The sequence below is a fragment of the Serratia sp. CY76391 genome, assembly GCF_052166695.1.
GTDB classification, from domain to species: domain Bacteria; phylum Pseudomonadota; class Gammaproteobacteria; order Enterobacterales; family Enterobacteriaceae; genus Serratia; species Serratia nematodiphila.
This window is the reverse complement of record NZ_JBJNOJ010000014.1, coordinates 44,603-67,089: the sequence shown is the minus strand read 5'-3', so window position 1 is coordinate 67,089 and position 22,487 is coordinate 44,603. Positions and strand designations below refer to the sequence as shown.

The following is a 22,487-nucleotide window of genomic DNA, read 5'->3' as shown; positions in this document are numbered from 1 at the left end:
CGCCGCGCAGTCAGTGGCAGGCCGGCCCGGCCGACATCACTTCGCGAAAGTGGGTGACCAGCGGGCGCAGGTTGGCCTTGTGCCACACGGCCCACAGCTGCGTAGTGTATTGCATCCAGGGCAGCTCGCGCAGCACCACGCCTTGCGGCGCGTTATGCCGCAGGCTGTGCTGGATCAACGTCATCCCCAACCCGGCGGCGACCAGCCCCAACGCAGTCAGCGGCTCGCCCGCTTCCAGCCGAATATCCGGATCGAACCCGGCCTTCACACAGGCCGCCACGAAGTCGTCGCGCGAATGGGCATCCTCCTTGTGCAGCACCGAAATCCAGGCCTGATCGGTGAGATCCGCCGGCAGCAGCGTCTCTCGCTCCGCCAGCGGATGGGCCTGCGGCAAGGCCAACAGCATGCGATCGTCCAGCACCTGCGTATATTCAAAATCCGGATCCGCGCGATCCGGCACCGTATTGACCAGCGCCACGTCCAGGCTGCGCTGCCGCAGCCCTTCCAGCTGTATGAAAGAAGGCTGGCTGTAAAGCACGATGTGCACATCCGGCCGGGAAACCCGCAGCGACCGCAATGCGTTCGACAATACGCCGGAGTGCATCGCATTTTCGATATAGCCAATGCACAGCCCGCCGTCTTCCCCGCGCCCCAGACGGCGCCCAAGCGACTCGAGCCGGGTGGCGTGCGTCAACAGCGCGCGGGTTTCGGCCAGAAACGTCTGGCCGTCGGCGGTCAGGCGGATGCGCTGCTGATTGCGCTCGAACAGCATCAAACCCAGACGTTCCTCAAGTTGGGAAATCTGCCGGCTCAGCGGTGACTGGGAAATGTGCAGCCGTTCGGCGGCGCGGCCGACGTGCTCTTCTTCCGCCACCGCCACAAAGTATTTCAACTGACGTAAATCGATCATGTGAGACCTAAAAGGACTTAACTTAGACAAATTATGTCCTATCAAGTCACAACTTGCCAAGTTATCTTTAGCCTCGTGACGGGGCAGACGCTGTATGAGCCCCACTAGTTTCCCTGAAAAGATAACGAATTGAGGATTCACCATGAGCATCAAAAATATTTTACCCGGCAAGATCGGTTTGGGCGGCGCGCCGCTCGGCAATATGTTCCGCGCCATTCCAGAAGAAGAAGCGCTGGCTACCGTAACCAGCGCCTGGGACTTGGGCATCCGCTACTTCGACACCGCACCGCTTTACGGTTCCGGCCTGTCGGAAATTCGCATGGGCGAAGCGCTCTCTCAGTACCCACGCGATGAGTTCGTACTGAGCACCAAAGTGGGCCGCATCATGCTGGACGAAATGGAAGATCCCGCCGCCCGCGATCTGGGTGAGAAAGGCGGCCTGTTCGAACACGGTTTGAAAAACAAGATCCTGAACGACTACTCGGAAGACGGCACGCTTCGTTCCATTGAACACAGCCTGAAGCGTCTTAAAACCGACCGTCTGGATATCGTCTGGATCCACGACGTCGCTCAGGATTTCTACGGCGACAGCTGGCTGGAACAGTTCAATATCGCCCGTACCGGCGCCTTCCGCGCACTGTCCCGCCTGCGTGACGAAGGCGTGATCAAAGCCTGGGGCCTCGGGGTCAACCGCGTCGAGCCTTGCGAACTGACGCTGGCGCTTGATGAGCCGAAACCGGATGCCTTCCTGCTGGCCGGCCGCTACAGCCTGCTGGATCACGAACGCGCCCTGCAACGCCTGATGCCGGAAGCGCTGGAACAGAATGTCGATATCGTCGTCGGCGGCCCATACAGCTCCGGCGTGCTGGCCGGCGGCGAACATTTCGAATATCAGAAAGCGTCCCCGGCTATTCGCCAGCAAGTCGCGAAAATCAAAGAGATCGCCGCTCGCTTCCAGGTAGACGTCAAAGCCGCTGCGCTGCAGTTTGCGCTGGCTAACCCGGCCGTCGCCGCCGTGATCCCCGGTTCGAGCCGTCCTGGCCGCATGGCCGAAGATCTGGCTGCGCTGGATGCAGTGATCCCGGCTGAGTTCTGGGCGGAGATGCGCCGCCAGAAACTGGTGGCCGACAACGCGCCGCTGCCGATTCGTTAAGTTTTATGGGGCCGGCCCCCGGCCCCATTACCCACATGACAGAGTGATATACATGATGAAACTGGATCTTTCAGGCAAAGTCGCCGTCGTCAGCGGCTCCACCTCCGGCATCGGTCTCGGCATCGCGCGCGGGCTTGCCAAAACGGGCGCCACCGTGGTGATCGTCGGCCGTCAGAAAGCCGGGGTCGATAACGCCATCGCCGACATCAGCGCCAACGTGCCCGGCGCGCAGGTACGCGGCGTGGTCGCCGATCTCGGCACCGAACAAGGGGCTGCAACCCTGTTCGCCGCGGAACCGAAAGCCGACGTGCTGGTCAACAACCTCGGTATTTTCAACGATAAAGACTTCTTTACCGTGCCCGACAGCGAGTGGATGCACTTCTATAACGTCAACGTTCTCTCGGGCGTGCGTCTGGCGCGCCACTACGCGCAGAGCATGACCGAACAGGGCTGGGGACGCATTATTTTCGTGTCGTCCGAATCCGGCGTCGCCATCCCGGCGGATATGATCAACTACGGCGTGACCAAAAGCGCCAACCTGGCGGTATCTCACGGCCTGGCGAAACGCCTCGCCGGCACCGGCGTGACGGTCAACGCCATCCTGCCAGGGCCAACCTTTACCGAAGGCCTGCAGGAGATGCTGGCGGAAGCGGCGGCCAAATCCGGGCGCAGCGCGCGCGATCAGGCCGACGAGTTCGTTAAAACCGAACGCCCAAGCTCCATCATTCAACGCGCGGCGGACGTCGATGAAGTGGCCAACCTGGCCGTTTACCTTGCGTCCCCGCTGTCTTCGGCCACTACCGGTGCGGCGCTGCGCGTCGACGGCGGCGTCGTCGACACCCTGGCAATGTAATTCCGTACCCTAAACCGATATCAAGAGAGAAAGAAAATGGCTACTACATCCGTATCTATGAACATCCCGGCATCCGCCGACACCGTATGGCAACTGATCGGCGGCTTCGACGCCCTGCCTGACTGGCTGCCGTTCATTCCGAAAAGCGTCGTTTCTGAAGGCGGCCGCGTGCGCACTTTGACGACCTCTGACGGCGGCACCGTTATCGAGCGGCTGGAAGCGTTCGACAACCGTCAACGCAGCTACAGCTACTCCATCATGCAGGCGCCGTTCCCGGTGGTGAATTACCTGTCCACCCTGTCGGTACACGCCACCGACGACGCCAACGTGGCGCGCGTGGAGTGGTCGGGCAGCTTCACGCCGGTCAATATCAGCGACGACGAAGCCGTCGCCCTGTTCCATGGCATCTACCAGGATGGCCTGGATGCGCTGAGCGGCAACTTCCCGCGCTAATGCGTGAACACTCCTCACGCTTACGGCCGATGGTGAAAACCATCGGCCGTTTTTTTGCTTTAGCTCTGGAGCAGGATAAATCCGCCAGCGCCGTTTATGCTGTAAAGGAGACTTCCGTTTGAGGAGATGGCCGTGCGCCCTTTCAGCCTGAGAACTATCGACCATGTGGTGCTGCGCGTGCGCGATATGCAGAAAAGCCTGCATTTTTATACCCGGATCGTCGGCTGTGATATCGCCAAACAGCGGCCGGATTTGGGGCTGATGCACCTGCGCGCCGGAGCGGCCATGATCGATCTGGTGGATATTAACGGCGTGTTGGGGAAAAAAGGCGGCACGGCGCCCGATCCTCACCGGCAAAATGTCGATCACATCTGCCTGCGCATCGATCCTTTCAACGAGGACGAGCTGTTGGCCTATCTGCGATCGCAGGGGATCGGCGTTGATCCCGCCGAATCGCGCTATGGCGCTGAAGGCGACGGCCCGTCCATTTATTTCAGCGATCCGGACGGCAATCGCGTGGAATTGAAGGGGCCGGCGATCGGCTAGATCCTGGCGCTCCCGTTGATGTCGGACAGCCGTTGGCGATCCGTCACCCGCAGTGATCTGTTTTTAAATTGAATGATGCCGTCCGTCGCGAGCTGCGCCAGCGCGCGGCTCAGCTGTCTGACGGAGATGCCCAATCTCGCCGCCAGCGCCTCCCGGTTTTCCAGCTCAATCAATTCCCCTTCGTTCTTTATCTTGAATAATAAAAATTTTCGCAGTTTATACTCCGCCGTAAAAACGCCGTTCGCATGCAGCAAAGAGGCATTCAGCAGCTTATTGCTCAATTGCCGGCAGATAAAGGTGAGGAACGCCGGGTCGCTCAGGGCGTGATTGTTGATGGCCTCTATCGGTGCCGCGAGGAGCAGCGCGTCGGTCACCGCCTGCACGGTGCTGAACAGCGTGCGCTGCGCCTGGGAGAACAGCTCCAGATCGCCAATCACCGAGAAATCCGTTTCGAAGGAAAAGACAATGTGCGCGCCATTCACATCAAAATTCTCAACCTGCAATTTTCCCTGCACGAGAAAAAACAGGTGGGTCAAACGATCGCTTTGCGTCACCAGGTATTCGCCGGCTTCGACGCTGACCAGGCGCAGTGCGGCGAGCAGCGTGGGCGAAAGCGCCGTTCGCAGATCGTGAGCGTCGATAAAAGCTTCTTTTAGCTTGCTGTCACCGACCGTTTTCAAGGCGATTCACTCCCAGGGCTCATCCTTAAACGTCTTACATCCTCGCTTTCGACTGCGTTCAGCATAGCCGACGCGCTTCAGAACGAAAAAGGACATCTGACCTTTTTTGCCTTAGGTCGTCTGGGTACTTTCTCCGTATAGCCCACCCGAGGAGATGGCCATGCGACATATTTTGATAGATACCGATACTGCTTCCGACGATGCCGTCGCGCTGCTGATGGCGTTGCGCGCACCCGACGTGAAGGTGGAAGCGATCACCACCGTCGCGGGAAACTGCCCGCTTGAACAGTGCGTCAAAAATGCACTTATCTGCGTGGAAAAAGCGGGAACCTATGCGCCCCCGGTTTATGCCGGCATGGCGAAACCGCTTTTCCGAACGCGTTATCATTCGCACCATATTCACGGCGAAGACGGCATGGGCGACATGGCCTTGCCCGATCCGCGCCAGAGCGCCGAACCCGTTCATGCCGTGGACGCCATCATCGACTGCGCCGCACGGCTCAATGGCGAGCTGGAAATCGTCACCCTCGGGCCGTTGACCAATCTCGCGATGGCGGTGCTGAAAGCGCCCACGCTGGCCGAAAAAGTGAAGAGGGTTTATGTGATGGGCGGTTCCGGGCTGATGCCCGGCAATATCACCCCGCTGGCCGAATTTAATTTTTACGCCGATGCCGAGGCCGCGCATCTGGTGCTCACTGCCGGGCTGCCGCTCACCCTCGTTGGCTGGGAGATCGGCATGGGGGAAGCATTTATCAACGAACGCGATATAGAGCGATTGAATAATCTCGGCGAACTGGGGCGCTTTGCCGTGCGCTGCAATCGCACACTGATGGCGTTCAACGCCATGCGCACCGAACGTAAAGGCTTTGATTTGCCCGATCCGACCACCATGGCGGTGGCGCTCTACCCGGACATCGTCGAAACCAGTCTGGAGGCGTATTCCTGGGTTGAATATAAAAGTGAAAGGTCTTACGGCCATTACGTCATCGATTCCACCCACCTGACCGACGAACCGGCCAATGCGCGCGTGATCACCCGCATCAAACCCGGCCTGTTTAAAGAAAAACTGTTTTCGTTGTTATCTCAGCCGTTAATGAAATAAGTGGCCCTTATGAAATTCGATCCAAGAAAATTGAAGAAAGTGGAATTACACGTCCATTTGGATACCTGTTTAAGCTACCACTATGTCAAAAAGGTCGACCCGCAAATAACCAGAGCGGCATTTAATCGGCAATTTATCGCGCCGAAGCGATGCGCCGATCTGGGGAACTTTTTAAGCAAGATAGCGCCGCAAATAGATCTATTACAGACACGCCAGGCGATAACGCTGGCCGTCGAGGACTTATTCGCGCAGTTGGCGGCGGATAATGTCATCTATGCCGAGCTGCGCTTCGCGCCGCTGCTGCATACCCGGCTGGGATTAACCGGCGAAGCGGTGGTCGAGACGGTGCTGGCGGCCATGCATCACGCATCACGGGCTTACGGCATCGCCGCCGGGCTGATCCTGTGTACGCTGCGACATTTCGACGCGGCCGCCAGCCTGCAAACGGCGAAACTGGTTATCGATTATCAGGGAAGCGGCGTGGTGGCGCTGGATTTGGCCGCCGATGAAGCGCGTTACCCGCTGGCCAATCACGTAGCGGCCTTTCGGGCGGTGCGCGAAGCCGGCGGCAACGTCATCGCCCACGCCGGCGAGGCGAAGGGCGCCGACAGCGTACGGGAAACGCTGGAGCAGCTACAGGTGTCGCGCATCGGCCACGGCGTCAGGAGCATCGAGGATGCTGCCCTTATCGAGCGTCTGATAGCCACCGGCGTCCTGCTCGAGATCTGCCCCAGCTGCAATCTCGTCTGCAATCTGTTCGACAGCATCGACGATCATCCGATAGATCGGCTGAAAAGGATGGGAGTGCGGCTGAACGTGAATACCGATGCGCGCACCGTCGCCGACACCACGCTGAACAAGGAGTACCAGCTGTTGCATGACGCCTTCGGCTGGCAGGATGACGATTTTAACCGCAGCAACCGACAGGCGCTGGAGGCGAGTTTTCTCGACGGCAACACTAAAATGAAATTAATGAATCAGCTCAAGGCCGGGCCAATGTGACCCGGCACGTGTCAAGGCTGAGCGGGTTTTAACGCCCCTGCGCCGCCAGCGCCTGGGCACAGGCCCAGGCCGAACTCCAGGCCCACTGGAAGTTGTAGCCACCCAGCCACCCGGTCACGTCCACCACTTCGCCGATGAAATAGAGCCCCGGCACCTTGTGGGCCTCCATCGTCTTGGAAGAAAGTTCGTTGGTGTCGACGCCGCCGAGCGTCACTTCCGCCGTGCGGTAGCCTTCGGTGCCGTTCGGCTGCACGCGCCAGTTCTGCAACAGATCAACCAGCGCCGCTTGTTGCGGCGCATTCAGCTGCTTCAGCGTCGCCTCCGGCAGTTGTCCCAGGGTCTGCAAGCACTCCACCAGCCGCTTCGGCAAATGCAGCGCCAGAGTGTTTTTCAGGCTTTGGTTCGGGTGCTCTTGGCGTTGGTTATCCAGGAAGCCCGCCAGATCCAGCTCAGGAAGTAAGTTAACGCTCACATACTCACCCGGTTGCCAGTAGCTGGACAGCTGCAATACCGCCGGGCCGGAGAGACCGCGATGGGTGAACAGGATGCTTTCACGGAAGCTGACGCCGTTCTCGGCGGTGATCACCGCCGGCACCGACACGCCGGACAGCGTTTGCACATGCTCCAGCAGCGGCTTATGCAGGGTAAAAGGCACCAGCCCGGCGCGCGTCGGCAGCACCCTGAGGCCGAACTGCTCCGCCAGTTTGTAACCGAACGGCGAGGCGCCCAACCCCGGCATGGATAATCCGCCGCTGGCCACCACAAGTGAGCGAGCACTTACTTTTTCGCCATTGAGCGCCAGCTGGTAGCCGTTCTCGGTTTTCTCCACGCCCAGCACTTCGCTGCGCAGGCGCATCGTCACCTGACCCAGCTCGCACTCTTTGACCAGCAGATCCACCACCTGCTGCGCCGAATCGTCGCAGAACAGCTGCCCCAGCGTTTTTTCATGGTAGGCGATGCCGTAGCGGTTGATCAGATCGATGAAGTCCCACTGGGTGTAGCGCGCCAGCGCCGACTTGCAGAAGTGCGGGTTGTTCGACAGATAGGCCGCCGGTTCGGCGTACATGTTGGTAAAGTTGCAGCGCCCGCCGCCGGACATCAGGATCTTGCGGCCCGGTTTTTTGCCGTTGTCGAGCAGCAACACGCGGCAACCGAGTTGCCCCGCCTGCGCGGCGCAAAACATGCCGGCGGCACCCGCCCCAATCACTACGACATCAAACTGTTCCACCTGAGCCTCACTTATCAAAACCACAATCGCGACAAAAGAGCGCCATATTACGCCGTTTCGCCGCCGGTCACCGCCAAATTCACGGCGGCAGATTGTAAAGCCCCGGCGCCGCCAACGCCACAGTAAGAAAATATTACAGAGGTCAGAGGAGAATAAAGCGTTGATATTCAATATTTTTGTTATAGGCGCGTCATCGTTTCGTCATGTCCAAATCAAAAAAACGTCATATTTTCCTTTTCCCCGGCCCCGGTTGTCACTGATAATGCGCGGCGTTCATGTCCACAAACTGGCGTAACGCTTATGCTGCATTTGTTCGCTGGCCTGGATTTCCATACCGGCCTGATGTTAATTCTCGCATTGTTGTTCGTGTTGTTTTATGAAGCCATCAACGGTTTTCATGATACGGCCAATGCGGTCGCTACAGTTATTTATACCCGCGCCATGCGCTCGCAACTTGCGGTCGTGATGGCAGGTTTGTTCAACTTTCTTGGCGTAATGCTCGGCGGTTTGAGTGTTGCTTACGCCATCGTCCACTTGCTGCCTACCGATCTGTTGTTGAACGTCAGTTCAGCACACGGATTAGCCATGGTCTTCTCCATGCTGTTGGCGGCAATCATCTGGAACCTCGGCACCTGGTATTTCGGTCTGCCGGCCTCCAGTTCCCATACGCTGATAGGCGCAATCATCGGTGTCGGTTTAACCAACGCCCTGATGACCCACACTTCGGTAGTGGATGCGCTTAACGTCCCGAAAATGATTGGCATTTTCCTTTCTCTGCTGTTCTCGCCGCTGGTCGGCATGATGGTGGCGGGAGTGATGGTGTTCGCCTTGCGCCGCTATTGGAGTGGCACCAAGAAACGCCAGCGTATCCACATGACCCCTGCGGAACGTGAAAAGGTCGACGGCAAACGCAAGCCGCCGTTCTGGACCCGTATCGCGCTGATCCTGTCGGCGATTGGCGTCAGCTTCTCGCACGGCGCCAACGACGGCCAGAAAGGCATCGGCCTTATCATGCTGGTGTTGATCGGCGTTGCGCCGGCCGGCTTCGTGGTCAATATGAATGCAACCGGTTATGACATCACCCGTACGCGTGACGCCGTGACCCACCTGCAGCAATATTACCAGCAGCACGGCGACGCGCTGTCGCATGCGGTGTCGCTGACGCCGCTGCTGCCAAGCCCGGATGACGAAGCTGCGTCTGGCAAACCGGCCGAGTTCCACTGCGACAGTTCGCGCGCCATGCCGGCGATCGAGCTGGCTCAGGGCATGCTGACCAACCTGCAAAGCTACGATCAGCTGACGGTTGACCAGCGCAGCCACCTGCGCCGCCTGCTGATGTGCGTGACCGACACGGCGGATAAAGTCGCCAAGCTGCCGGAAACCTCATCCGCCGACCAGCGCTTCCTGAAGGACCTGCGTCAGGATCTGCTGCAGACCGTCGAGTACGCGCCGATGTGGATCATCGTCGCCGTCGCGCTGGCGCTGTCGCTCGGTACTATGGTGGGCTGGAAACGCGTGGCCACCACCATCGGCGAGAAGATCGGCAAGAAAGGCATGACCTACGCCCAGGGCGTATCGGCCCAGATGACCGCGGCGCTGTCGATCGGCGTGGCGAGTTATACCGGCATGCCGGTCTCCACCACCCACGTCCTCTCTTCGGCGGTTGCCGGGACGATGATCGTGGACGGCGGCGGCGTGCAGAGCAAAACCGTGAAGAACATCCTGTTGGCCTGGGTACTGACCCTGCCAATCTCGATTCTGCTTTCCGGTGCGCTGTATTGGATTGCGTTGAAGCTGATCTAAGCGATAAGCATCATGAGGAAGGCGGCCGCAGGGCCGCCTTTTTTTTGCCTGCATCAAGGGAAACAGAAAGGCATTAATACCAAATCATCATCGCTATCAGGCAGATGACCACCAGGCCGCACAGGGCCGAGGTCAGCATAAACTGCCCGCGCACCCGCTCACAGCGGCGAATAAACTCCGGATCGTGGTGTTCGACATAGCGCTGCGCGAAGATATAGCGCACCAGCCTCAGTTGCTTGCTGGGTTGGCCGTGGGCGGTGAAGAAGCCGCCGCCGTCGACGTATTGGTACAGCAACGGGTCACAGCCGCGCAATACCACCAGCAACGCGCGCAGAGAAGAGTAATACCGCACCATGTTTACCACACACACCACACATAAGGCCCAAAACAGCGCGACGGTACTGATCATGATTACCCCCTCAAGGCGTTGTTATCCGCGGCCATCCGCCGGGTCCAACCGCCCTACCTCATTACCCGATACTCTGCTGGAGCTTACCGCTCTCATCCCCTTTTTTTGCCTGCACGGGCCACGCCCATAACCCACCGCCTCCAAAGACGTTGCCGCGCCGCACAGAGAGATTTGCACGGCATGGTTCTACTCAGAGGAGAAATGGTGAGGCCCATATTCATCATTGTAGGTTAATGGAACGCAAACTGGCCTGAGCAGTGGATAAAATTTACCGCCCTGTGCCGAAAAGTCACCTGCCGGGGCGTTATAAGCGATAACCGTCCGTTTCGATTATGTCGCTTTTCTGGATAGTCTATCCCGCGCCACGCCGCTGATCTTTCCCCCCACGCTGGCTAGACTCAGGTTTCCGTTACGCTCATCCAAGGAAACTGTTATGGCAAACCATTCAATCAAGGGAAAAACCGTCCTCATCGCCGGCGGCGCCAAAAACCTCGGCGGGCTGATCGCGCGCGATTTGGCTGAACAAGGCGCCAAAGCGGTGGTGATCCACTACAACAGCGCCGCGTCCAAAGCCGAAGCGGAAAAAACCGTCGCCGCCATTCAGGCCACCGGCGCGCAAGGTGTCGCGCTGCAGGCCGATCTCACCACCGCAGGCGCGGTCGAGAAGCTGTTCGCCGATGCGGTCGCCGCCGTCGGCAAGCCGGATATCGCCATCAATACCGTCGGCAAGGTGTTGAAAAAGCCGATGATCGACATCAGCGAAGCCGAGTACGACGAGATGACGGCAGTCAACGCCAAAACCGCGTTCTTCTTTCTGAAAGAGGCGGGCAAGCACCTTAACGACAACGGTAAAATCTGCACGCTGGTCACCTCGCTGCTCGGCGCCTTCACGCCGTTCTACGCCGCTTATGCCGGCACCAAAGCGCCGGTGGAGCACTTCACCCGCGCCGCCGCCAAGGAGTTCGGCGAACGCGGTATCTCCGTGACGGCGGTCGGCCCCGGCCCGATGGATACCCCGTTCTTCTACCCGGCAGAGGGTGCGGACGCCGTGGCCTACCACAAAACGGCGGCGGCGCTGTCGCCGTTCAGCAAAACCGGCCTGACCGATATCGAAGACGTGGTGCCGTTCATCCGCCATCTGGTCAGCGACGGCTGGTGGGTAACCGGCCAAACCATCCTGATCAACGGCGGCTACACCACCAAATAGTTCGACGGGGGCGGAGAGGCCCCCGCACCTGCTCGCGCGCAACCGCGCCATGCGGCTACACTTTCTGTCGGGAACGGCGCCAAGGAACAGCAGGTCAACGAGATGGACAGATTCAATCAATACCGCGTATTCGTACAGGTGGCGGAAATGGGCAGCTTTATCCGGGCGGCCCATGCGCTGGAGGTGCCGCGCGCCTCGGTGTCCGCCGCCGTTCAGCAACTGGAAACGCAGCTGGGCGTGCGCCTGCTGCACCGCACCACACGGCAAGTGCGGCTGACCGCCGACGGCGAACAGCTGCTCGAACGGCTGCGCCCGCTGCTGGCCGAGGTGGAGGATATCGATCAGTCGTTTCAGGCCAGCCAACGGCAGGCCTCCGGGCGGCTCAGCGTCGATGTGCCGAGCCGCATCGCCCGCCGGCTGATCGCTCCGGCGCTGCCCGGCTTGCTGCGGCGCCATCCTCACCTGCAGCTGGTGCTCGGCTCCGCCGATCGCGCCATCGATCTGGTGCAGGAGGGGGTCGACTGCGCAGTGCGCGTCGGCGATCTGCACGACAGCAGCCTGGTGATGCGCCCGCTCGGCCATATCGCGCTGATCAACTGCGCCAGCCCCGCCTACCTGAGCGAATTCGGTCATCCGCTCCACCCCGGCGATCTTGCCGAGGGGCACTGGAGCATCGGCTACGCCTCGCCCAGAACCGGCCGCGAATCCCCCTGGGAATACCTGACCGGCGACGGCCATACGCAACGGCTCGAACTGCCCAGCCGGGTGGTGGTCAACAACGCCGAAAGCTATATCGCCTGCTGCCGCGCCGGGCTGGGGCTGATGCAAATCCCGCGCTACGACGTACAACACCTGCTCGACGCCGGTGAACTGGTGGAAGTCCTGCCCGGTTACCGCGCCGCCTCCATGCCGATCGCCCTGATCTACCCCCATCGCCGCCAGCGTTCCCGCCGTTTGGCGGTGTTTCATGAGTGGTTTGAAAGCCTGTTGCAGCCGCATCTGGAGCGCTGATTGCACATTTAGCGCTATACTTTGTTTAATAACGCTTATAATTCAAGCGGTCAGACCGTTAAAACCCGCATAACCCATAGGCTTTTACGCCACGCGGGTGTACAACAAAAGGTATCGTGCGCAGAGATTTTCGATGCGGCGCAGTGTGATCGCCCCAACATATCATTGCGTTATCCGAATGATACTATGGAACCAACAGCGCCAGGCGGGTACACGGAACGCCTGCTAACCCTTTTTAATCGGCATGTTTATGGAAGGAGTATTCTTATGGCTTACAAACACATATTGATCGCGGTAGACCTATCCCCGGAAAGCAAGATCCTGGTAGAAAAAGCCGTCTCTATGGCGCGGCCGTATAACGCCAAAGTTTCTCTGATCCACGTCGATGTCAACTATTCCGACCTCTATACCGGCCTTATCGACGTCAATCTCGGCGACATGCAAAAACGCATCTCTGAAGAAACCCATCAGGCGCTGACCGAGCTGTCGCAAAACGCCGGCTACCCGATCACCGAGACCCTGAGCGGCAGCGGCGATCTGGCGCAGGTGCTGGTGGACGCCATCAAGAAATACGATATGGACCTGGTGCTGTGCGGCCACCATCAGGACTTCTGGAGCAAGCTGATGTCTTCCGCGCGCCAGCTGATCAATACCGTGCACATCGATATGCTGATCGTGCCGCTGCGCGATGAAGAAGACGAATAAAGTAAGCGTTTGCTAACTTAACTGACCAACGCCCGCGCCCTGCGGGCGTTTTTCATGCCGCCACGCCGATTAATCGCTTGATAATCAACCGCCCTCCGATGATATAGTCGCTAAAGACACAACATCCTCCCCCGAGCATCGCCTATACCCATATTTATAAGAAATAGCGGGGGAAATTTAATGCGAAAAGGAGTTATCCATGGAATATGCCGTATCGGTAGAGTCTTTCCTGTCCTCGTTACAACGCCATAACCCTCACCAGCCGGAATATCTGCAGGCGGTGCGCGAAGTGTTCACCTCGCTGTGGCCATTTATCGAGCGCAACCCGCGCTATCGCGAACAGGCGCTGCTGGAGCGCCTGGTGGAGCCCGAGCGTATTATTCAGTTCCGCGTCAGCTGGGTGGACGATCGCGGCCAAGTGCAGGTCAACCGCGCCTTCCGCGTGCAGTTCAACTCGGCCATCGGCCCCTACAAGGGCGGCATGCGCTTCCACCCGTCGGTAAACCTGTCGATCCTGAAGTTCCTCGGTTTTGAGCAGACCTTCAAGAATGCGCTGACCACCCTGCCGATGGGCGGCGGCAAAGGCGGCTCCGATTTCGATCCCAAGGGCAAAAGCCAGGGCGAGATCATGCGCTTCTGCCAGGCGCTGATGACCGAACTGTATCGCCACTTGGGCCCGGACACCGACGTGCCGGCCGGCGACATCGGCGTCGGCGGCCGTGAAGTCGGCTTTATGGCCGGCATGATGAAAAAACTGTCCAACAACACCGCCTGTGTGTTTACCGGCAAGGGCCTCTCCTTCGGCGGCAGCCTGATCCGCCCCGAGGCGACCGGCTACGGCCTGGTGTACTTTACCGACGCCATGCTGCAGCGCCACGGCCTGGGCTTTGAGGGCATGCGGGTGGCGGTATCCGGCTCCGGCAACGTGGCGCAGTACACCATCGAGAAAGCGCTGGAGCTGGATGCGCGCGTGATCACCGTATCGGATTCCGGCGGCACCCTGGTTGACGAAGACGGTTTCACCACCGAGAAGCTGGCGCACCTGGCGGAGATCAAGAACCAGCGTTACGGCCGGGTGGCGGACTATGCCCGTGAGCGCGGTCTGACGTATCTGGCGGGCCAGCAGCCGTGGAGCGTGCCGGTGGATATCGCCCTGCCGTGCGCCACCCAGAACGAGCTGGATCTCGAGGCGGCGCAGACGCTGATCCGCAACGGGGTGAAAGCGGTGGCGGAAGGCGCCAACATGCCGACCACCATCCAGGCCACCGACGCCTTCCTTGACGCCGGGGTGCTGTTCGCGCCCGGCAAGGCGGCCAACGCCGGCGGCGTGGCCACCTCGGGGCTGGAGATGGCGCAAAACGCCGCGCGCATCGGCTGGCGGGCGGAAAAAGTGGATGTACGTTTACAACATATCATGGCGGATATTCACCATGCCTGCGTGGAATACGGCGGCGAGGGCAAGCAAACCCACTATGTACACGGCGCGAATATCGCCGGTTTCGTTAAGGTTGCGGAGGCGATGCTGGCGCAGGGCGTGCTGTAATCGGGCGCAATGGTGATCTTGTTCACACATCGATTAAATGCTTCAATGCCGGCTCCTTCGCCGGCATTTTTTTCCGCGTCCAAGCCATCAAAATGATGCAAGAACGTTAATTAAAAGTTAATAAAAAGTTATTTACAACCGTTTGGTTGGTAGTAAATTTACCACCACCGAATAATTAAACATTTATTTAACACTAAAACCGCCAATATTTTACTTAAATGTGCGCAGATCACATTTCGTTAACTTCGGCTACGCCCCCTCTTCCATTCCTTTGTAATCTGCAGCGGTGGAAAAACCGCCACCCCTACAGATAAAAAAAGGTACAGCTAATGAAATTTAACCTCGCATTATTAAATGCATGTGTGGTTTCTGCGTGCATGTTATCGACAACACCTGTGTTCGCCGCTGATAAATATGAGATTGCCGTGGTCGCCAAAGTGACCGGCATTCCGTGGTTCAACCGCATGGAAGTGGGCGTCAACGAAGCGGCGAAAAAACTCGACGTCAACGCCTACCAGACCGGCCCTTCTACGCCGGATCCGGCCGCACAGGTCAAGGTGATTGAGGATCTGATCGCCAAGAACGTCAACGCCATCATCGTGGTGCCGAACGACGCCAAAGTGCTGGAGCCGGTGCTGAAAAAAGCGCGCGACAAAGGCATCGTGGTGCTGACCCATGAATCCCCGGACCAACAGATCGGCCAGTGGGACATCGAGACCATCGACAGCGAGAAATACGCGCAGGCCAACGTCGATGAACTGGCGAAAGACATGGGCGGCAAAGGCGGCTACGCGATCTACGTCGGCTCGCTGACCGTGCCGCTGCACAACGCCTGGGCCGATTCCGCCATCAAGTATCAGAAAGAAAAATACCCGGACATGTTTGAAGTCACCTCGCGCTTGCCGGTGGCGGAAAGCATCGACAAATCCTACGCCACCACGCTGGATCTGATGAAAACCTATCCGCAGATGAAGGGCATCATCGGCTTTGGTTCGCTCGGCCCGATCGGCGCCGGCCAGGCGGTGGCCAAGAAGCGCGCCAAGGACAAAATCGCGGTGGTGGGCATCGCCATGCCGGCGCAGGCCGCTCCTTACCTGATGCGCGGCGACATCAAGAAAGCGCTGCTGTGGGATCCGAAAGACGCCGGTTATGCGCTGGTGACGGTGGCCGACCAGCTGCTGCAGGGCAAGGACGTGAACAAAGACCTGTCGATCGAGGGCCTCGGCAAGGCCGACGTCGATATGGAACACAAAGTGATTCGGTTTAATAAGATTTTGGAAGTGACCAAAGACAACGCCCAATCGCTCGGATTCTGATTTTTCGCGTAATTTCGCCACACCGGGAAAGTAGTTAAACCCTCGTAGGGGCGCAGCCTGCTGCGCCCAGGGCTTCGGCCGCTACGCAAGCACAGGTTAACGTTATGACAGCCTCCCCCGCATTTATCACCCTGGAGAATATCAGCAAGCGATTCCCAGGCGTGCTGGCATTAGACCAGATCAACCTGACGCTGAATAAAGGCGAAGTGCACTGCCTGGCCGGGCAAAACGGCTGCGGCAAAAGCACCATCATTAAAATCATCTCCGGCGTCTATCAGCCGGAAAAAGGCGCCAATATTTCGCTGGAAGGCAAACTCTTCCACGCCCTGACGCCGCAGCTGTCCGGTTATTACGGCATACAGGTGATCTACCAAGACCTGTCGCTGTTCCCTAACCTGACGGTGGCGGAAAACATCGCCATCCATCGTTACCTGCCCGGCGGCCGCTTCTGGGTGCGCAAGCGGGTGATGCGCCAGACGGCGCTGGACGCCATGGCGCGGGTCGGCGTGCGCATCGATCCCGATAAAAAGGTGGAAAAACTGTCGATCGCCGATCGGCAGCTGGTGGCGATTTGCCGCGCCATCGCCGCCGAAGCGCGGTTGGTTATCATGGACGAACCGACCGCCTCGCTGACCCGCCAGGAGGTCGATGGCCTGCTGCGGGTGGTCAACGAATTGAAAGCAGCCGGCATCTGCGTGGTGTTCGTCAGCCACCGATTGGACGAAGTGATGGAAGTCGCCGATCGCATCAGCGTGATGCGCGACGGCAAGCTGGTGGGCACCTGGCCGGCCAGCGAACTGGACAGCCATGAACTGGCGTTCCTGATGACCGGCCAACGCTTCCACTACAGCCCGCTACCGCCACTGCCGCCGGCCGAACAGGCGCCGCTGCTCGAGGTGCGCAACCTCAGCCGCGGCGAAAAATACCGCAACGTCAATCTGGCGCTGCGCGGCGGCGAGATCGTCTCGATCGTCGGCCTGCTCGGCGCCGGCCGCACCGAACTGTGCCTCAGCCTGTTCGGCATGACGCGGCCGGACAGCGGCGAGATCCGCATCGAAGGCCGGGCGGTGCAGCTGCACAACAACCGCGAAGCGGTGCGCCACGGCATCGGCTATGTGTCGGAGGATCGTCTGACGCAGGGGTTGATCATGGAGCAATCGATCTACGACAACACCATCGTCACCGTCTTCGATCGGCTGCATACCTCGTTTGGATTGCTGGATCACGCCAAGGCGACCGAGCTGGTCAACCGGCTGATCCGCGATTTGAACATTAAGGTGTCCGACAGCGCATTGCCGGTGAAAACCCTGTCCGGCGGCAACGCCCAGCGTATCGCCATCGCCAAGTGGGTGGCGACCCAGCCGAAGATCCTGATCCTCGACTCGCCTACCGTCGGCGTGGACATCGCCAACAAAGAGGGGATCTACCAGATCGCCCGCGATCTGGCGCAGCTGGGCATGGCGGTGCTGATGATCTGCGACGAGATCCCGGAAGCCTATTACAACAGCCATCGGGTGATGGTGATGCGCAAGGGCGAACTGATCGCCGAATTCGCGCCGCACCAGAGTACCGAACAACAGATCGCCGAGGTGGTGAATGGATAAGTCATTATTGGCCCGCCTGGCCGGGCGGCACGAGTTTTATCTCGGCCTGCTGGTGCTGCTGTTGGGCATCGGCCTGAGCGCCGGCACCGACGAGTTTCTGACGCTCGGCAACCTGACCGACGTCGCCACCAGCTACGCCATTCTCGGCATCCTGGCCTGCGGGCTGTTCGTGGTGCTGATCGCCGGCGGCATCGACATATCGTTCCCGGCGGTCACCGCCATCGCGCAGTATGTGATGGCCAGCTGGGTGATCCAGCACGGCGGCAGCTTCCCGCTGGCGTTCGCCCTGGCGATTGGCGTCGGCCTGCTGCTCGGGCTGGTGAACGGTTTCCTGGTGTACTGGCTGAAGGTGCCGGCGATCATCATCACCATCGCCACCCTTAACCTGTTCTACGGCCTGCTGGTATACGCCACCAACGGCACCTGGCTGTACGGCTTCCCGGACTGGTTCATGAACGGCATTAACTGGTTCTCGTTCCAGGGCGCCGACGGCTACGACTACGGCCTGACGTTGCCGCTGCTGTGCCTGCTGGCGACCATCGTCGTCACCGGCGTGCTGATGAACCGCACCCGGCTGGGACGCCAGATCTACGCCATGGGCGGCAATCGCGACGCGGCGTCGCGCCTGGGATTGAACCTGCTGCGGCTGCATTTTTGCGTCTACGGCTATATGGGCATTCTGGCCGGCGTCGCGGCGGTGGTGCAGGCGCAGATCACCCAGTCGGTGGCGCCCAACTCGCTGCTCGGTTTCGAGCTGACGGTATTGGCGGCGGTGGTGCTGGGCGGCACCAGCATGAGCGGCGGCCGCGGATCGTTGACCGGCACCCTGCTCGGCGTGGTGCTGCTGGCCTTCCTGCAAAACGGGCTGACGCTGCTCAGCGTCTCGGCCTATTGGCACCAGGTATTCAGCGGCGCGATCATTTTGATCAGCATCAGCACCACCGCCTGGAACGAAAAACGCAAGCTGCTCAAGGAGATCTGACATGACGCAGTTAACTCGGTTGATCCCAAACGATCGGATCATTCGCCTGCAGGGCGCGATCATCATCGCGGTGGCGCTGCTGTTCGCCGGGCTGCTCGGATCGCGCTTCTTCAGCCTCGGCAACTTCCAGTCGATCGCCTCGCAGCTGCCGATCCTCGGCCTACTGGCGCTCGGCATGGGCATCACCATGCTGACCGGCGGCATCAACCTGTCGATCATCGCCGGCGCCAACGCCTGTTCGCTGGTGATGGCGGCGATCATAGTCAGCCATCCCGACCAGCCGCTGTTCCTGGCGCTGGCGCTGTTGGCCGGCCTGTTGGTGGCGGTGGCGATCGGCGCGCTGAACGGCGTGCTGGTAGCCTGGATCGGCGTTTCGCCGATCCTCGCCTCGCTCGGCACCATGACGCTGATCACCGGCCTGAACATCCTGCTGTCCAACGGCGCGGTGATCTCCGGCTTCCCGGCGGCGATTCAATTTCTCGGCAACGGCGCCGTGCTCGGCGTACCGGTGGCGCTGATCCTGTTCCTGCTGGTGGCGGTAGGTCTGTGGCTGCTGCTGGAGCACACCACGCTGGGCCGCAGCCTGTACCTGATCGGCTCCAACGAGCAGGCCACCCGCTTTAGCGGCGTGAACACCGCGCGGGTGCAGATCGCGGTGTACATCCTGTCGGCGCTGCTCGGCTGGGGCGCCGCGCTGCTGATGATGGCCAAGTTCAACTCGGCCAAGGCCGGCTACGGCGAATCTTATCTGCTGGTGACCATTCTGGCCTCGGTGCTGGGCGGCATCAACCCGGACGGCGGTTTCGGCCGCATTCTGGGGCTGGTGCTGGCGCTGATCGTGCTGCAAATGTTGGAAAGCGGCCTCAATTTGCTGGGGGTCAGCAGCTACCTGACCATGGCCCTGTGGGGCGGCGTGCTGATCCTGTTTATCGCGTTACAGAATCGAAAAGCTTAGGAGAAAACAGATAATGGCGAGCTATTTTATTGGCGTAGATGTGGGCACCGGAAGCGCGCGCGCAGGCGTATTCGATCTCAATGGGCGCATGGTCGGCCAGGCCAGCCGGGCCATCGATCTGTACCGGCCGAAGGCGGATTTCGTCGAGCAGTCGTCGGATAACATCTGGCAGGCGGTGTGCAATGCGGTGCGCGACGCGGTCAACCAGGCCGACATCAACCCAATCCAGGTCAAGGGGTTGGGCTTCGACGCCACCTGTTCGCTGGTGGTGCTGGATAAAGAGGGCAAACCGCTGACCGTCAGCCCCTCCGGCCGAACCGAGCAGAACATCATCGTGTGGATGGATCACCGGGCGATCGCCCAGGCCGAGCGCATCAACGCCACCAAACACCGGGTGCTGGACTTCGTCGGCGGCATCATTTCGCCGGAGATGCAGACGCCGAAACTGCTGTGGTTGAAACAGCACATGCCCACCACCTGGGCCAACGCCGGCTACCTGTTCGATCTGCCGGACTTTCTCACCTGGCGCGCCACCCAGGACGCCACCCGTTCGCTGTGCTCGACGGTGTGCAAGTGGACCTATCTCGGCCACGAGCAGCGTTGGGACAAGAGCTACTTCCAGCAGATCGGGCTGGAAGACGTGCTGGAACATGACGCGGCCAAGATCGGCAGCGACGTTAAAATGATGGGCGAGCCGCTGGGCCACGGTCTGACCCAGCGTGCCGCCAGCGAGATGGGGCTGATCGCCGGCACGGCGGTGAGCGTATCGATCATCGACGCGCACGCCGGCACCCTCGGCACGCTGGGCGCCACCGGCGTCTCCGGCGAGGTGGCCGACTTCAACCGCCGCGTCGCGCTGATCGGCGGCACCTCCACCGGCCATATGGCGATGTCGCGCACCGCGCGCTTTATCGGCGGCGTCTGGGGGCCGTATTACTCGGCGATCCTGCCGGAATACTGGCTGAACGAGGGCGGCCAGTCCGCTACCGGCGCGCTGATCGACCACGTCATCCAGTCGCATCCGTGCTATCAGGAGCTGCTGGCGCAGGCGAAAACCCAGGGCCAGACCATCTATGAGGTGCTGAACGCCATTCTGCGCCGCATGGCCGGCGAGCCGGAGAACATCGCCTTCCTGACGCAGGACATTCATATGCTGCCGTACTTCCACGGCAACCGCTCGCCGCGTGCCAACCCGACGCTGACCGGCATCCTGACCGGGCTGAAGCTGTCGCGCACGCCGGAAGATATGGCGCTGCACTACCTGGCCACCATTCAGGCCATCGCGCTCGGCACTCGCCACATCATCGAAACCATGAACCACAGCGGCTACAGCATCGACACCATCATGGCCAGCGGCGGCGGCACCAAGAACCCGATCTTCGTGCAGGAGCACGCCAACGCCACCGGCTGCGCCATGCTGCTGCCGGAGGAGAGCGAAGCGATGCTGCTGGGCGGCGCGATGATGGGCACCGTGGCGGCCGGCGTGTTCGACACCTTGCCGGAGGCGATGAGCGCCATGAGCCGCATCGGCAAGACGGTCACGCCGCAGACCAACCAGATAAAAAGCTATTACGACCGTAAATACCGGGTGTTCCACGAGCTGTACAACGACCACATGAAATACCGCCGGTTGATGCAGGAGGAGGCGTGATGCAGCAGGAGTGGCGGCAGGCCGTACAGGGCTGGCAAACCTACAGCCAAGAGCTGGCGCAGCTGGGCGAACGCCTCGACGCGCACACCTGGCAGCGGCTGCTGGCGCTGCTGGCCGACTGCCGCGGTAAAATCGCCGTCACCGGCGTCGGCACCTCGGGGATTGCGGCGCGCAAGATAGCCCATATGCTGGCCTGCGCGGAGCGGCCGGCGATCTATCTCGACGCCACCGGCGCGGCGCACGGCGATCTGGGCTTCCTGCGCGCCGACGATCTGCTGATCCTGATCTCGCGCGGCGGCAATTCCGACGAGCTGACCCGCCTGCTGCCGACGCTGCAGGCCAAGGGGGTGACGCTGATCGCGGTGACGGAAAACCCGCATTCCGCCATCGCGCAGGCGGCGCAGCTGACGATCGCTACCGGGGTGCAGAAGGAGATAGATCCGCTGAACATGCTGGCCACCACCTCAATTGTGCTGGTGTTGGCGATCTTCGACGCCGCCTGCGCCTGCCTGATGGCACGCAGCGGTTACGACAAGAGCGCCTTGCTGGCGGTGCATCCGGGCGGCGGCGTGGGGAAAAGTTTGCGAGAGGAAAATTGAGAGCCCGACACGGCGGGCTCGGCAGACATTACAGCGGCATGTAGATATCGAAACGGTGGCTTTTGGTCAGCGTGGCGGCGTGCGCCGGCACGTCGGCCAGCGGCGGCGCGTAGTCCGGGCGTTTCACCACCACGCGCTTGGTGGCCAAACGGCGCGCCGGTTCCAGCAGGCCGTCGGCGTCATCGTCGCTGCCCACCAGCGATTGAAACACCCGCATCTCTTTCTTCACCAGCGCGCTTTTCTGCTTGTGCGGGAACATCGGATCGAGATACACCACCTCGGGGCGCGGGCTGAGATCCGCCAGCGCCGTCAGGCTGGAGGCGTGCAACAGCGTCAGGCGTTCACGCAGCCACGGGCCGATTTCCGCATCCTGATAGCCGCGCTGCAGGCCGTCGTCCAGCAATGCCGCCACCACCGGATTGCGTTCCAGCATCCGCACCCGGCAGCCCAACGCCGCCAGCACGAAGGCGTCGCGCCCCAGCCCGGCGGTGGCGTCCACCACGTCCGGCAGGTAACTGCCCTTGATGCCGACCGCCTTGGCCACCGCCTCGCCGCGGCCGCCGCCGAAGCGGCGCCGGTGCGCCATGGCGCCGGAGACGAAATCGACATAGATCCCGCCCAGCTTCGGCTCGTCGCGCTTACGCAGCTCCAGCCGCTGCGGGGTCAGTACCAGCGCCATCGGCGCGTCGTCGTCAGACGCCAGCCGCCAGCGCTGCGCCAAAACAGACAAGGCGCCGGGATCGGCGCCTGCTTCACACAATAAACACACGCTCAC

The 22,487-nt window shown here is 60.6% G+C and carries 22 protein-coding genes; 17 read left to right on the top strand and 5 right to left on the bottom strand.

Annotated features, from left to right (window positions below; translation table 11 throughout):
- Nucleotides 1–10: 10 nt before the first annotated feature.
- Nucleotides 11–910, bottom strand: coding sequence for a LysR substrate-binding domain-containing protein (locus ACJ8PN_RS22255; protein WP_004930950.1), 900 nt, complete (start codon nucleotides 908–910; stop codon nucleotides 11–13).
- Nucleotides 911–1,052: 142 nt separating this feature from the next.
- Between ACJ8PN_RS22255 and ACJ8PN_RS22250 the strand changes: the two genes are divergently transcribed.
- The 4 genes from ACJ8PN_RS22250 (at nucleotide 1,053) to ACJ8PN_RS22235 (ending at nucleotide 3,915) form a co-directional block, all read left to right on the top strand.
- Nucleotides 1,053–2,063 carry an aldo/keto reductase gene (locus tag ACJ8PN_RS22250; protein WP_015379355.1) on the top strand — a complete coding sequence of 337 codons (1,011 nt, stop codon included), beginning with the start codon at nucleotides 1,053–1,055 and terminating at the stop codon, nucleotides 2,061–2,063.
- 55 nt (nucleotides 2,064–2,118) lie between these two features.
- Nucleotides 2,119–2,916, top strand: coding sequence for an SDR family NAD(P)-dependent oxidoreductase (locus ACJ8PN_RS22245; protein WP_004930955.1), 798 nt, complete (start codon nucleotides 2,119–2,121; stop codon nucleotides 2,914–2,916).
- Nucleotides 2,917–2,952: 36 nt separating this feature from the next.
- Nucleotides 2,953–3,369 (top strand): SRPBCC family protein, encoded by a 417-nt coding sequence (locus tag ACJ8PN_RS22240; RefSeq protein ID WP_031300306.1) that lies wholly within the window; start codon nucleotides 2,953–2,955, stop codon nucleotides 3,367–3,369.
- A 126-nt stretch (nucleotides 3,370–3,495) separates the two neighbouring features.
- The gene (locus ACJ8PN_RS22235; protein WP_171454911.1) at nucleotides 3,496–3,915 is read left to right on the top strand and encodes a VOC family protein; all 420 of its coding nucleotides are present in this window, start codon (nucleotides 3,496–3,498) and stop codon (nucleotides 3,913–3,915) included.
- Here the strand turns inward: ACJ8PN_RS22235 and ACJ8PN_RS22230 are convergent.
- Nucleotides 3,912–4,595 carry a Crp/Fnr family transcriptional regulator gene (locus tag ACJ8PN_RS22230; RefSeq protein ID WP_442535226.1) on the bottom strand — a complete coding sequence of 228 codons (684 nt, stop codon included), beginning with the start codon at nucleotides 4,593–4,595 and terminating at the stop codon, nucleotides 3,912–3,914. The genes ACJ8PN_RS22235 and ACJ8PN_RS22230 overlap by 4 nt on opposite strands.
- Before the next feature lie 160 nt (nucleotides 4,596–4,755).
- Between ACJ8PN_RS22230 and ACJ8PN_RS22225 the strand changes: the two genes are divergently transcribed.
- Complete coding sequence (locus tag ACJ8PN_RS22225; RefSeq protein WP_197753913.1) at nucleotides 4,756–5,697, top strand: nucleoside hydrolase; 942 nt, start codon at nucleotides 4,756–4,758, stop codon at nucleotides 5,695–5,697.
- Between the two features lie 9 nt (nucleotides 5,698–5,706).
- The gene (add, locus tag ACJ8PN_RS22220) at nucleotides 5,707–6,699 is read left to right on the top strand and encodes an adenosine deaminase (RefSeq protein WP_049240476.1); all 993 of its coding nucleotides are present in this window, start codon (nucleotides 5,707–5,709) and stop codon (nucleotides 6,697–6,699) included.
- Nucleotides 6,700–6,727: 28 nt separating this feature from the next.
- Here add and ACJ8PN_RS22215 read toward each other — a convergent pair whose 3' ends face one another.
- Nucleotides 6,728–7,927 carry an NAD(P)/FAD-dependent oxidoreductase gene (locus tag ACJ8PN_RS22215; protein ID WP_044030054.1) on the bottom strand — a complete coding sequence of 400 codons (1,200 nt, stop codon included), beginning with the start codon at nucleotides 7,925–7,927 and terminating at the stop codon, nucleotides 6,728–6,730.
- Nucleotides 7,928–8,227: 300 nt separating this feature from the next.
- Between ACJ8PN_RS22215 and pitA the strand changes: the two genes are divergently transcribed.
- Nucleotides 8,228–9,730 (top strand): inorganic phosphate transporter PitA, encoded by a 1,503-nt coding sequence (pitA, locus tag ACJ8PN_RS22210; RefSeq protein ID WP_171454915.1) that lies wholly within the window; start codon nucleotides 8,228–8,230, stop codon nucleotides 9,728–9,730.
- 73 nt (nucleotides 9,731–9,803) lie between these two features.
- Here the strand turns inward: pitA and uspB are convergent, their stop codons facing one another.
- Entirely contained in the window at nucleotides 9,804–10,139 is a 336-nt protein-coding gene (uspB, locus tag ACJ8PN_RS22205; protein ID WP_004930978.1) for a universal stress protein UspB, read from the bottom strand.
- Nucleotides 10,140–10,572: 433 nt separating this feature from the next.
- On the opposite strand from uspB, the gene ACJ8PN_RS22200 reads away from it, so the two are divergent.
- The 10 genes from ACJ8PN_RS22200 (at nucleotide 10,573) to ACJ8PN_RS22155 (ending at nucleotide 21,712) form a co-directional block, all read left to right on the top strand.
- Nucleotides 10,573–11,346: an SDR family oxidoreductase gene (locus ACJ8PN_RS22200; protein ID WP_171454916.1), complete on the top strand. Its 774-nt coding sequence runs from the start codon at nucleotides 10,573–10,575 to the stop codon at nucleotides 11,344–11,346.
- Nucleotides 11,347–11,448: 102 nt separating this feature from the next.
- A complete protein-coding gene (locus ACJ8PN_RS22195) occupies nucleotides 11,449–12,357 on the top strand; it encodes a LysR family transcriptional regulator (protein ID WP_015379363.1) in 909 nt (302 codons plus the stop codon).
- Nucleotides 12,358–12,624: 267 nt separating this feature from the next.
- The gene (gene uspA, locus ACJ8PN_RS22190; RefSeq protein WP_004930988.1) at nucleotides 12,625–13,062 is read left to right on the top strand and encodes a universal stress protein UspA; all 438 of its coding nucleotides are present in this window, start codon (nucleotides 12,625–12,627) and stop codon (nucleotides 13,060–13,062) included.
- Nucleotides 13,063–13,261: 199 nt separating this feature from the next.
- Nucleotides 13,262–14,605 (top strand): NADP-specific glutamate dehydrogenase, encoded by a 1,344-nt coding sequence (gene gdhA / locus ACJ8PN_RS22185; RefSeq protein WP_016930438.1) that lies wholly within the window; start codon nucleotides 13,262–13,264, stop codon nucleotides 14,603–14,605.
- A gap of 329 nt (nucleotides 14,606–14,934) precedes the next feature.
- The gene (locus ACJ8PN_RS22180) at nucleotides 14,935–15,921 is read left to right on the top strand and encodes an autoinducer 2 ABC transporter substrate-binding protein (protein ID WP_171454917.1); all 987 of its coding nucleotides are present in this window, start codon (nucleotides 14,935–14,937) and stop codon (nucleotides 15,919–15,921) included.
- Between the two features lie 104 nt (nucleotides 15,922–16,025).
- Nucleotides 16,026–17,525 carry a sugar ABC transporter ATP-binding protein gene (locus tag ACJ8PN_RS22175; RefSeq protein WP_171454918.1) on the top strand — a complete coding sequence of 500 codons (1,500 nt, stop codon included), beginning with the start codon at nucleotides 16,026–16,028 and terminating at the stop codon, nucleotides 17,523–17,525.
- Entirely contained in the window at nucleotides 17,518–18,507 is a 990-nt protein-coding gene (locus tag ACJ8PN_RS22170; protein ID WP_171454919.1) for an ABC transporter permease, read from the top strand. The genes ACJ8PN_RS22175 and ACJ8PN_RS22170 overlap by 8 nt, the downstream gene beginning before the upstream one ends.
- 1 nt (nucleotide 18,508) lies before the next feature.
- Nucleotides 18,509–19,462: an ABC transporter permease gene (locus tag ACJ8PN_RS22165; protein WP_015379368.1), complete on the top strand. Its 954-nt coding sequence runs from the start codon at nucleotides 18,509–18,511 to the stop codon at nucleotides 19,460–19,462.
- A gap of 13 nt (nucleotides 19,463–19,475) precedes the next feature.
- Nucleotides 19,476–21,113, top strand: coding sequence for an FGGY-family carbohydrate kinase (locus tag ACJ8PN_RS22160; protein WP_004931001.1), 1,638 nt, complete (start codon nucleotides 19,476–19,478; stop codon nucleotides 21,111–21,113).
- A complete protein-coding gene (locus ACJ8PN_RS22155; RefSeq protein ID WP_351109051.1) occupies nucleotides 21,113–21,712 on the top strand; it encodes an SIS domain-containing protein in 600 nt (199 codons plus the stop codon). Before ACJ8PN_RS22160 ends, ACJ8PN_RS22155 begins: the two co-directional genes overlap by 1 nt.
- A 28-nt stretch (nucleotides 21,713–21,740) precedes the next feature.
- Here ACJ8PN_RS22155 and rsmJ read toward each other — a convergent pair whose 3' ends face one another.
- Nucleotides 21,741–22,487 carry a 16S rRNA (guanine(1516)-N(2))-methyltransferase RsmJ gene (rsmJ, locus tag ACJ8PN_RS22150; RefSeq protein WP_004931005.1) on the bottom strand — a complete coding sequence of 249 codons (747 nt, stop codon included), beginning with the start codon at nucleotides 22,485–22,487 and terminating at the stop codon, nucleotides 21,741–21,743.